The organism is Pseudomonas sp. B21128 (genome assembly GCF_044218865.1).
Lineage (GTDB): Bacteria > Pseudomonadota > Gammaproteobacteria > Pseudomonadales > Pseudomonadaceae > Aquipseudomonas > Aquipseudomonas iridis.
Genome location: NZ_CP162590.1, coordinates 1,018,540 through 1,029,978 on the forward strand (window position 1 = coordinate 1,018,540; position 11,439 = coordinate 1,029,978).

The 11,439-nt window shown below is 61.0% G+C and carries 8 protein-coding genes; 1 reads left to right on the forward strand and 7 read right to left on the reverse strand.

The genetic code is table 11. The annotated features are described in order from the left end of the window. A complete protein-coding gene (locus AB4P91_RS04435; RefSeq protein WP_042557037.1) occupies positions 1-759 on the forward strand; it encodes a slipin family protein in 759 nt (252 codons plus the stop codon). A 180-nt stretch (positions 760-939) separates the two neighbouring features. On the opposite strand, the gene AB4P91_RS04440 is transcribed toward AB4P91_RS04435, so the two are convergent. From AB4P91_RS04440 to AB4P91_RS04470, 7 genes are all read right to left on the reverse strand, one after another. Continuing rightward, positions 940-2,499, reverse strand: coding sequence for an efflux transporter outer membrane subunit (locus AB4P91_RS04440; protein WP_395604391.1), 1,560 nt, complete (start codon positions 2,497-2,499; stop codon positions 940-942). Then, a complete protein-coding gene (locus tag AB4P91_RS04445; protein ID WP_395604392.1) occupies positions 2,496-3,566 on the reverse strand; it encodes an HlyD family secretion protein in 1,071 nt (356 codons plus the stop codon). The genes AB4P91_RS04440 and AB4P91_RS04445 overlap by 4 nt, the downstream gene beginning before the upstream one ends. A 26-nt stretch (positions 3,567-3,592) precedes the next feature. Continuing rightward, on the reverse strand, positions 3,593-5,131 hold the full coding sequence (locus tag AB4P91_RS04450; RefSeq protein ID WP_395604393.1) for an MFS transporter: 1,539 nt from the start codon (positions 5,129-5,131) through the stop codon (positions 3,593-3,595). Positions 5,132-5,352: 221 nt separating this feature from the next. Further along, complete coding sequence (locus AB4P91_RS04455) at positions 5,353-6,270, reverse strand: LysR family transcriptional regulator (protein WP_042557033.1); 918 nt, start codon at positions 6,268-6,270, stop codon at positions 5,353-5,355. Positions 6,271-6,526: 256 nt separating this feature from the next. After that, on the reverse strand, positions 6,527-7,894 hold the full coding sequence (locus AB4P91_RS04460; protein ID WP_395604394.1) for an HlyD family type I secretion periplasmic adaptor subunit: 1,368 nt from the start codon (positions 7,892-7,894) through the stop codon (positions 6,527-6,529). Continuing rightward, positions 7,884-10,040, reverse strand: coding sequence for a type I secretion system permease/ATPase (locus AB4P91_RS04465; RefSeq protein WP_150593771.1), 2,157 nt, complete (start codon positions 10,038-10,040; stop codon positions 7,884-7,886). Before AB4P91_RS04465 ends, AB4P91_RS04460 begins: the two co-directional genes overlap by 11 nt. Positions 10,041-10,073: 33 nt before the next feature. Then, the gene (locus AB4P91_RS04470) at positions 10,074-11,426 is read right to left on the reverse strand and encodes a TolC family outer membrane protein (protein WP_150593770.1); all 1,353 of its coding nucleotides are present in this window, start codon (positions 11,424-11,426) and stop codon (positions 10,074-10,076) included. Positions 11,427-11,439 lie beyond the last annotated feature (13 nt).

An 11,439-nucleotide genomic window follows, 5' to 3' on the forward strand; every position in this document is an offset into this window, starting at 1 on the left:
ATGGGTCTGCAAATCGGTTTTGTTGCGCTGCTGTTGTTGGTGATCGTCCTGGCGGGATCGACGTTTCGCATCCTGCGTGAATACGAGCGCGGGGTGGTATTCCAGCTCGGGCGTTTCTGGCAAGTCAAAGGCCCAGGGCTGATCCTGCTGATTCCGGTGGTGCAGCAAATGGTTCGGGTCGACCTGCGCACCGTGGTTCTCGATGTGCCGCCGCAGGACGTGATTACCCGCGACAACGTTTCGGTGAAGGTCAACGCGGTGCTGTATTTCCGCGTGCTCGACCCGCAGAAGGCCATCATTCAGGTCGAAGACTTCCTCTCCGCCACCAGCCAACTGGCGCAGACCACGCTGCGCGCCGTGCTCGGTAAACATGAACTGGATCAACTACTGGCCGAGCGCGAGCAGCTGAACATCGACATCCAGCAAGTGCTCGACGCCCAAACCGATACCTGGGGCATCAAGGTTGCCAATGTCGAGATCAAACACGTCGACCTGAATGAGTCGATGGTGCGCGCCATCGCCAAACAAGCCGAGGCCGAGCGTGAACGGCGGGCCAAGGTAATCCACGCCGAAGGCGAACTGCAGGCCTCGGAAAAGCTCATGCAGGCCGCCGAAATGCTCGGGCGCCAGCCCGGTGCGATGCAACTGCGCTACATGCAGACCTTGACCTCGATTGCTGGCGACAAGAGTTCGACGATTGTCTTTCCGCTACCGATTGAGTTGCTCAAGGGCATGGCGGACTTGTCGGGAAAATCCTGAGGCCATTCCTGTCGCGAGGGAAGTCATGAGTGCGACATGACGTACTCACAACCCTGTACGCAGCGATTCAGTGCGCTGGCAGTTGTGGATAAATAACCGGCCCAGGCCGGTTTTTTCGTTTCTGAGGATTTTTTTGTGCGCCATGGGTTTTTTGTCGATGGCTAAAACGTTTTTTACGGACTACTGGCCAGGCGGATTACTGGTAACAACTTCTGCGGGATACACCGACTCCCATCCTCCACCCAACGCCCGATACAACCCGACCATCGCCAGCGAAACCCCGGTTGAACTCTCCACCCATTGCTCCTGCGTTGCGAGCAACGCACCTTGCACAGTCAGCACATTGACGAAATCGGCCACGCCTTCGACATATTGCTGTTGCGCGGTGCGCAGGGCGATCTGGTTCTGGCGTACGGCCTCCGCGAGGCTGTCGCGGCGGCGTTGGCTGGCGTTGTAGGCGGTCAGTTGATCGTCGATTTCGTGCCAGGCGCGCAGCACGGTCTGCTGATAGCCGATCGCTGCTTCCTGTTGCTGGGCTTCGCGTAACTGCAATACGCCGCGCAGGCGGCCGCCATCGAACAGCGGCAGGCTGAATTGCGGGCCGATGCCGAACGCACGCGAGCCCCACGAGCCGAAATCACTGAGCTGCATCGCTTGCGAACCAAGGTTGCCGGACAGGGTGATGCGCGGATAGAAATCACCCTTGGCCACACCGATGTTGGCGGTGGCGGCATGCAGTCGCGCTTCGGCTTGACGGATGTCCGGCCGGCGCTCAGCCAGTTGCGACGGCAGGCCGATAGCAACTTCGAGAGGCGACTGTGGCACCGGGGCGTCTGTGGATAATTCTTTATTCAGAGCCTGCGGTGGCTCGCCTATCAACAGGCTGATCGCGTTGATCAGTTGCGACTGGCGCTGTTCAAGTGCAGGCAAGCGGGACTCGATGGCGGCGACTTGCGCAGCGGCTTCGGCGACGTCCAGATCGGTCGCCACGCCATCGTTGAGGCGCAGCTGCGAGAGCTTGAGGCTGTGGCGGGCGACGTCGAGATTCTGCTCGGTGACGGCACGCGTGTTCTGCACGCCGCGCAGCTGGATGTAGTTCTGCGCAGTGTCGGCGAGCACCGCCAAAAGCACGCCGCGACGGTCGTTTTCGGCGACTTCGAGGGTGGCGTCGGCGGCTTCGGTTTCGCGGCGCACGCGGCCCCAGAAATCCAGTTCCCACGAGGCGGAGAAACCGGCGTCCCACAGGTTGAAGGCGGAATCGCCGTTGTGCCCGGACGGGTCGTTCAGGCCTTCGCCGCTGTTGCGTTTGCGCCCGTAACTGCCGGTGGCGGCGGTATTCGGGTAGCGCTCGGCAGTGATGACCTGACGTGCGGCACGGCTCTGTTGCAGGCGACTGCTAGCCAGTTTCAGGTCGAGGTTGCTGCTGACAGCGCGCTGGGTCAGGGCCGAGAGTTGCGAGTCGTTGAAGACTTCCCACCAGCGCTCGTCAAGGGGCTCGCTGACCGCTTGGCTGGGGGCGGATTTGGCTGGTTTTGCCCAGTTGGCGATTTGCGGGGCTTCGGGTTTTTGGAAGTCGGGGCCGACGGTGCAGGCGGTGAGGCCAGCAGCGATTACGACTGTGGATATCAATCGCTGCAAATTGCCTCTTCGCGAGCAGGCTCGCTCCCACAGGTGGAACGCATTGCACGATGTGGGAGCGAGCCTGCTCGCGAAGGCGTCGGTTCGGTCAATTCGATTCATCGCTGAGTCACCTCACGCACCGAAGCTGCCGACGTACGCGTATCAATGCTCGCCTCCACCGACATACCCACCCGCAGGCGCTCGGCCAATGGCTGGCCCGGCTCGAGCATGATCTTCACCGGAATCCGCTGCACAACCTTGGTGAAGTTACCCGTGGCGTTGTCCGGTTTCACTGACGCGAACGTCACGCCGGTGGCCGGAGCAATGCTTTCGACGCGACCGGTCAGCGCTTCGCCACCAAGACTATCAACGCGCACCTGTACTTCCTGCCCCGGCTGCACATCGGTCAGTTGTGTCTCCTGAAAATTGGCGACCACATAAGCCTGCTTCAACGGCACCACTGCCAGCAGTTTGCTGCCCGGCGTCACATAAGCGCCGACACGCACGGCCCGCTCGCCGACCATGCCATCCTGCGGCGCGGTGATGCGCGTGTAGGACAGCTCGAAACTGGCGATTTCCAGCGCCGCTTGCGCGTGCTTCAAACTGCCTTCGGCGGCATCGCGCTGGGCGGCGAGGATGTCGACCTGCTTGCGCTCCGCCGCCAGTTTCGCGCTGGCCGTGTCAAGGCGCGCACTGGCTTGATCGATGCGGGTGCGGGCCTGTTGTGCGTTCTGCAGGGTGCCAGCGCCGACACCGGCGAGGTGGTTGTAGCGATTCAATTCCTGCCGGGCGAAGGCCATTTCAGCCTTGGCCGACACCACCGAAGCTTGCGCCTGAGCGATCACCGAAGTCTGACGCTCCAGCGTCGCCTTGGCGTTCTGCAATTGCGCCCGGGCGACCAGGGTTTGCGCATCCGCCGCCTCGGCAGAAGCACGCAAATCGCGATCATCGATCAACGCCAGCAACTGCCCCGCCTTCACTTGCTGGTTGTCTTCCACCAGCACTTCCTTGATGAACCCGGCCACGCGCGGCACCACCAGGGTGTAGTCGGCGGAAACGAACGCATCGTTAGTGTTCTGCTGAGTGCGTTTGCCGAACAGGCCGGGCACCGCCAGATACACCAGCACGCCAACAGCCAGCGTGGCCGCCATAGCCACCGCGAGTTTTTGCTTTGCTTGAGTCGTCATGGAAACCTTCATTTTCAGTACAGCAATCAGGTCGGTGCGCGCGGTGGAAAGATCCGCGTCGGCAGCCAGAAAATCAGCAGGATCAGCGTCACTGCGACGCCCGCCATGCACACATAGAGATCGGAAGACGTCAGCACCACCGCTTGTTCGTGGAGGCGATGGGCGAGGCCCGGGTCGTTGCGGTCGGCCAGAGGCGAATTGCCGAGGCTGTCGACCAGCATGGTCGAGTGAAAATGCAGACGCGATGTGGTCAGCGCTTCGATCACGCCTGTAGCGACTACCGCCGCCAGGCCTTTCACAGTGTTGAACCATGCCGAGGCAAACGGCCCGTCCGTTGGCTGGATGCTGCCGGTCGATAGCATCAGCAGCGGCAGTACCGACATCGGCTGGCCAAAAATCTGCAGCCATTGCAGGACATAGAAATTGTCGCGAATCCACTCCGAAGTCAGCAGCGACCCGCCCAGACAGGACAGCGTCAGCATGCTCAAACCCATCCCCAGCACCCAACGGCAATCGACCCAGCGCAGGTTGCACAGGGCTGCCACCAGCGGCAGCGCGATCAACTGCGGCAACGCCGCGATCAGCATGATCGGCGCGGTCTGCACCGGCCGATAACCCTGCACTTGCGCCAGATAGCTCGACGGAATCAACACCACTGCTTGCAGCACGATCAACACGCCAGCCAGGGTCATCAGCGCGAACGCCAGATTGCGGATACCAAGCATCTGCAACTTGAAAAACGGAATCGGCTGCGACCACTCGTTGATCAGAAACGCCACCAGCAGCAGCGATCCCGAGATCAGCAAGGCGCTGATCAGGTTCGATTCGAACCAGTCCAGCCGATTGCCCTGCAACAGGCCGATCACCAACATGCAGATCGCCGGAAAGCCCAGCAGCAGGCCCTTCCAGTTAAACGCCTTGAGACGCTCAAGGCGCAGTGGATCCTGCGGGATGCCGTAAGCCACCATCACCATGGCAACCAGGCACGGCACGATGATTTGCCAGAACGTCCATTGCCAGCCGACGTACTCGGTCCACAATCCGGCCAGCGGTGTACCCAGGCCCGGGCCAAAAGTGGCGGTCAGTGCATAACCGGCCAGGCCATAGAGTTTGAAATTGGCCGGCAGGAAGCGCAGCGCAACAGTCATCAGCATCGGCGGCAACGCGCCGCCCGCCAACCCTTGCAAGGTGCGCATCAGCAGCAGGCTTTCGTAATTCGGGGCGAACGGACAGAGCAACCCGAGCAAGGTGAACAGGCTGATCGCGCAGAGGGTGAAACGGCGCAACGAGAAGGTCACCGAGCACCACGGCGCGAAGGCCATGGCCGCGACCGAGGTGGCGGTGTAACTGGCAACCAGCCAGGTACCTTCGTCGTAACCAATATTCAACGCGCCGCGAATGTCGGCCAGGGCAACCTTGGTCACCATCTCGTTAAGGCCCGACACCAGCACCGCCAACAGCACGCCGACCAGCCCGATGATGATCCGCGCCCCGAACACCGGAGGCGTGACCGCCTTCGCCGGGCTGGCCGCAGCAAGAGGCGCCGGGACCGTCAGGGATGTCATGAGTACAAACTCCGGAGGGAAAAATACCGGAGCATCTTAGTCGGGCTTAGTGCTGACGAAAATTGACTTGTTGGCAGGTTATAAGTGCGTCTGACGCAACGATTAACCTTGTGGGAGGGGGCTTGCCCGCATAGCGGAGGGGCAGTCACTGAGGATGGCTTGGCCGCCGGCATCATCGCGGGCAAGCCCGCTCCCACAGGGATTTATGGTGTCTGCCAATACTAGGGTTGGGCAGCGAGCCAGGTTTCGTCGCAGCAACTCTTGAGGGTTTCACGCAGCCAGCGGTGCGCCGGATCCTTGTCGAAACGCGGGTGCCACGCCTGCGTCAGCATCAACGTCGGCAGCGGGATCGGCAGGTCGAATGAGCGCAGTTTCAGTCCCAGTCGCCGCACACTCAGCAGCGCTTCCTTGGGCACCGGCAGGATCAGGTCAGAGTCCGGCAAAGCGAACATCGCCGCATGGAAACTCGGCGCGATCACCGCCACTCGCCGCTCCAGGCCCAAGGCGTTCAATGCCGTGTCGATGGGTCCGCGAGCAATGCCCCGGCGGGACATGCTGATATGGGAAAACCCGGCATAGCGCTCGGCGGTGATCTCGCCATCGAGCAAGGGATGATCCTCGCGCACCAGGCCGACGAAGTGTGTGGAGAACAGATTCTGTACTTTCACTTCCGGGGTCACCGGCCGGGTGTTGCTGACGCTCAGGTCGATCCGCCCTTCTCGCAACGCTTCATCGTCGCCATCGCCTTCGGGGACGAAGCGCAGTTCGCAGTGCGGGGCAACCTGGTCGAGGGTGTCGAAGAGCTTGCCGCCGTAAACGCCGACAAAAAAGTCATTGGCGCGGATGCTGAAGCGCCGGCGCAAGGTGCTCAGTTCCACCTCGTCAGCCGAACGGAACAACAGCGCGGCCTGCTCGACGACATCGCGCACCTGCTCACGCAATTCCAACGCTTTTGGGGTTGGCACCAGCCCCCGGCCGGCGCGCACCAGAATCGGGTCGCCGATGGCTTCACGGATCCGCGTCAACGTCCGGCTCATCGCCGCCGGGCTGAGGTTCATCCGCCGCGCGGCGCCGACCACGCTGCCCTCGTCGAGCAGGGCGTCGAGGGCGACCAGCAGGTTCATATCCGGGAGTTGCATGCTGAGCACTCGTGGCCGATCTGGATTGATCTGTGCGCAATGCTAGCAAACATCCCTAAGTTAGTTGGCGCCTGTCTGGACTGAATGGTGAGTGACGATTTGTGTCACTTATTGGCGAAATGGAGTGATTGCAATGACGCCATCGCTGGCAAGCCAGCTCCCACAGGTCCCGATGTTGAACACATAATCGTGTTCCAACCGAGAACCCTGTGGGAGCTGGCTTGCCAGCGATGAGGCCAGTAAAGCCAATAGATATCTACCGTTCGTGCAACGCCTCGGCCCGCGCGCGAATGATCGGCTTGAGCAGATAACTCAACACCGACTTCTTGCCGGTGATGATATCCACCGACGCCACCATGCCCGGGATGATCAACAACGGCTTCTCATCGGTGCCCAAGTGGCTGCGCTCGGTGCGCACCTTGATGATGTAGTAGGTGGTTTTCTTGTCTTCGTCGGTGATGGTGTCGGCGCCGATCTGCTCCAGCTGGGCTTTCAGCCCGCCGTAAATGGTGTAGTCGTAGGCGGTGAATTTCACGATCGCCTCCTGCCCCGGGTGCAGGAACGCGATGTCCTGCGGACGGATCTTCGCTTCAACCAGCAACGTGTCGTCCAGCGGTACGATTTCCACCATGTCGCTGCCCGGCTGAATCACGCCACCGATGGTGTTGACCAGCAACTTGTTGACGATGCCGCGCACCGGCGATGTCACCAGCGTACGGCTGACGCGGTCTTCCAGGGCCTTGCCGGTGGCCTGCGCCTTGTTCAGATCGGTGCGCGCTTCGTTCAACTGAGTGAGCGCTTCGCTGCGGAATTTGCCGCGCGTCTCATCAACCTTGCGTTGCACTTCCTTGATCGCCGACTCGGCGCGTGGAATCGCCAACGTGGTGGCGTCGAGCTGACCACGGGTTTCCACTTCGGCACGCTTGAGGCGCAGCACTTCAACCGGGGACACCGCGCCCTGCGCCACCAGCGGCTCGGACATGTTGATTTCCTGACGCTGCAAATTCAGCTGCTGACGATACTGCGCCTGCTTGGAGCTGAACTCGCGCAGCTCTTGCTGACGCTGGATCAACTGCTCCTGCAAGCCCCCTATCTCGTCGTGCAGTTGCTGACGACGGCTGATATACAACGATTCTTCGCTTTTCGCCTGACCGGGAACGGCTTTGACCACGTCTTCCGGGAAATTCAGCGGGCGGTCATCGACCTCGGCGCTCAGGCGCTCGACGCGCAGCAGCATCGACTGCCGATCAGCCTCGGTTTCACCGACGTTGGAGGCAAATCGCGTGTCATCGAGACGAATCAACGGTGCACCGGCTTCGACGATCTGACCTTCCTTGACGAACAATTCGGAGACGATCCCGCCCTCCAGGTTCTGGATTTTCTGAATCTTCGACGATGGAATCGCCTTGCCGTCGCCTTTGGTCACTTCGTCGATCACGGCGAAGTTGGCCCAGAGCATGAGGAACACGAAAAAGCCGATGGTCGCCCAGATGGTCAGGCGCACGACGCGCGGGGCATCTTCGATCAGCGCCTTGTTGACCTCGGGCAGTGGCTGGCCCTGCAGCGATGCAGTGCCTTTGAAGTAGCGACGGATCGAATCCTTGAAACCCGACTTAAGCAACACTGATCTGCCCCTTCTTCAACGCTTCCATCACCGCAGCTTTCGGGCCGTCGGCGAGAATCTGCCCGCGATCGATCACCAACAGACGATCCACCAGCGACAACAGGGAGGCCCGGTGCGTGACGAGTACCACGGTTTTGTTTTCAATCACCGCTGCGAGGCGTTGCTTGAGGCGTTCTTCGCCGGTGTTGTCCATCGCGCTGGTCGGCTCGTCCATCAGCAGGATCGGCGGATTGAGCAACAGCGCCCGGGCCAGCGCGACGTTCTGGCGCTGACCGCCGGACAGGTTTTGCCCGCGCTCGCCCACTTGCAGTTCGTAGCCTTGCGGGTGCAGGCGGGCGAATTCGTGGACACCGGCCAGTTCGGCGGCTTGCAGCACGAGCTCGTCTTCGACATAACGCGCGCCGGAAACCAGGTTGTCACGCAAGGTGCCGGCCAGTAGCTGGATGTCCTGCGGCACGTAGCCGATGTTGTAGCGCAACTCGCTGACGTCGATCTGGCGGATATCAACGCCGTCCACCAGCAATGCGCCGTCGTCCGGCTGATAGAGGCCAACCAGCAGTTTGGCGAGCGAACTCTTACCCGAGCCGCTGCGACCGATGATGCCGATTTTCTCGCCGGGACGGATCACCAGGTTGATGTTCTTCAGCGCCGGGTTCTGTTGTTCGGGGTAGGTGAAGTTGAGCTGACGGCACTCGATGGCGCCTTGCAGGACCTTGCGGCTCAACGGGCGCTCTTCGAAATTGCGTTCCTGCGGCAGCTCCATCATCTGGTCCACCGATGTCATCGTCACTCGCGCCTGCTGGTAGCGGGTCAGCAAACCCGACAGCGAAGCCAGCGGGCTGAGTGCGCGACCACTGAGCATGTAGCAGGCGATCAGACCGCCCATGCTCAGGTTGCCGGCGATGATCTGATAAACGCCGAAGACGATCATGATCACCCCGGCCAGTTGCTGAATCAGCAGGGTGATGTTCATCGCCAGACCGGACAGCATTTTCACCCGCAGTTCGAGGCGGCTGAGGGTGCCGATGGTCTGTTCCCACTGGTATTGGCGTTCGCTTTCGGCGTTGTTGACCTTGACCGCGTCGAGGCCGGCGAGGGTTTCGATCAGGCTCGACTGACGTTCTGCACCGAGGGCCATGGTGCGTTCCATGGTTGCCACCAGCGGCTTTTGCAGCGCGTAACCAATCAGCAGGGCTATCGGGAATGCCAGCACGGGAATCCACACCAGATGCCCGCCGAGAATGGCGATGACGATGAAGATCAGGATGGTGAACGGCAGGTCGATCAGGCTGGTCAGAGTCAGCGAGGCGAGGAAATCGCGCAGGCTCTGAAACTCATGGATGTTCTGCGCGAAGCTGCCGACCCGCGCCGGGCGATACTTCATCGACATGCCAACAATGCGCTCGAACAGCGTGGCGGAGATGATCAGGTCGGTTTTCTTCCCGGCCAGATCCAGGCACAGGCTGCGCAGGCTCTTGAGGATCAGGTCGAACATGTACGCGCCGGTGATGCCCAGCGCGAGCACCCACAGGGTGGCTTCGGCCTGGTTCGGCACGACGCGGTCGTAGACGTTCATCACGAACAGCGGCGCGGCCATGGCGATGATGTTGATCAGGAAACTGGCGGCGATGGCGTCGGCGTACAGCCAGCGCGAACGCTTGAGGGTGTCGCGGAACCATGAGCGCGCACGCGGGATCAGCGTGCCGTGGTTAACGTCGAATTTGTGCTGCGGTTGGGCGAAGAAGACCTTGCCGGTGTAGTCGTCGGCCAGCAGTTCGCGACTGACCACGGATTCGCCGCCGTCGCTTTCGCTGAGCAGCACCCGCGCTTCGTTGTCACCTTGCCAGCCGAGCAGGACGGCACTGCGGCCATCCTTGAGCAGCAACAACGCGGGCATGGCAATCGCTGGAATCTCTTCCAGCTTGCGCTGCAAAACCCGCCCTTGCAGGCCGGCGCGAGCCGCCGCGCGGGGCAGCAACTCGACACTCAGACGTTGTTTGGGCAGCGGCAGGCCGGTTGTCAGCATCGCCGCGCTGGCGGGCTTCTGGTGCAGCATGCAAAGGGCGAGCAGACCGTCCAGCAACGGATCGTCGTGCAACGCGCGTGGATCATGACTGAGATGAACTCGACTGACTTCTGATTCCACGCTCGACACTCTTTAACAGTTGAAAGGGATAACTCAATTCATCCCAGGCAGCTGAACCTTGGGCTTCACGTCGTTCTGCACAACGGATGCCAACGGCGCGACCACTCCCTGGCTTCTGAGCAACTCGCCCATGGTCGCCTTGATTCGATACTGAGTAAATAACTGAATGTTTTTGATTTCAGCCAGACGCCGTGAAGCGGTGAACAACTCGTTTTCGCTGTCGAGCAAATCGAGCAGGGTACGCTCGCCGAGGCTGAACTGACGCTGATAAGCAGTGCGCACCGAGGTGCTGTGATCGACGTACTGCTGCGCGATCGGCACCTGAGCGTTGGCGTTGTTCAGGGCATTCCAGGCCAAGCCAAGTTCTTCGTTCAGCTGACGCAGGGCGTTGTTGCGGATGTCCAGGGCCTGGTTTGACAGGTACGACTTGGATTCCAGATCGGCCTTGTTGCTGCCGCCGGAATAGAGGTTGAAACGCATGCGCAACATGGCCTGCCATTCGTTGTTGTGGCCGTTCTGACCGTCGAGATCATTGTCGGCGGTACGCCCCAGCTCAGCGTCAAAGCGTGGGTAAAAGGTCGACTTGGCGGTTGCGTATTGCTTCTCGGCAGCGGCGATGTCGGACTCGGCCGACCGCAGGATCGGACTGTTCTCCAACATCTGTTGACGCGCTTCATTGAGGTTGGCCGGCATCATCGCCATGAACGGCGCCGGACGCTCCAGTTGATCAGGCATCTGGCCAACGGCGCTGAGGAAATTGGTTTCCGAGTCGGCGAGGTTGGTCTGCTCGGTGATCAGGTTATTGCGCGCCTGGGCCATCCGCGCTTCGGCCTGGTCAAGGTCGGCGCCGCTGCCGACGCCGCGCTGGGTGCGCAACTGGATCTGGTCGTAGATGCGCTGATGACTCTTGAGGTTGTCCTCGGCCAGACGCACGAATTCACGACGGGTCAGCACATCCAGATAAACCTGGGCGACGGTCAGCGCAGTGCGCTCTGACGTACCGAGCAGCGAGTAGGCGCGGGAGCTGACGTTGGCTTGTTGACGCGCGACTTCGTTGGACGTCGCAAAACCGTCAAAGACCATTTGCGAGAGACGTAAACTTGACTCGCTACGGTTCAGGGTTTCCCAGTGATTGCCGCCGCCGTTGGCACGGGTGGTCACGCTGTCGGTGCCTTCACGGCCATAACCGCCCAGCAGATCGACCTTGGGCAGGTATCCACCTTTCGCGGCCTTTAATTGATAATCCGCGGCCAATCGACTGTTAACCCCTGCCTGGATTTCCGGATGGACATCCATGGCCTGCTGCATGGCTTCTGGTAAGGATTGTGCTTGTACGAATGAGGCGGCGAGGGCGAAGGGTAGAGCCTTGAGCAATTGCGAACGCATGGTAAAAATTTCC

Excerpts from the sequence above, each read along its gene's own strand:
- AB4P91_RS04455 (WP_042557033.1), bottom strand. The coding sequence starts at position 6,270 with ATGCAACTCCCGGATATGAACCTGCTGGTCGCCCTCGACGCCCTGCTC.
- AB4P91_RS04450 (WP_395604393.1), bottom strand. The coding sequence starts at position 5,131 with ATGACATCCCTGACGGTCCCGGCGCCTCTTGCTGCGGCCAGCCCGGCG.
- AB4P91_RS04470 (WP_150593770.1), bottom strand. The coding sequence starts at position 11,426 with ATGCGTTCGCAATTGCTCAAGGCTCTACCCTTCGCCCTCGCCGCCTCA.
- AB4P91_RS04445 (WP_395604392.1), bottom strand. The coding sequence starts at position 3,566 with ATGACGACTCAAGCAAAGCAAAAACTCGCGGTGGCTATGGCGGCCACG.
- AB4P91_RS04440 (WP_395604391.1), bottom strand. The coding sequence starts at position 2,499 with ATGAATCGAATTGACCGAACCGACGCCTTCGCGAGCAGGCTCGCTCCC.
- AB4P91_RS04435 (WP_042557037.1), top strand. The coding sequence starts at position 1 with ATGGGTCTGCAAATCGGTTTTGTTGCGCTGCTGTTGTTGGTGATCGTC.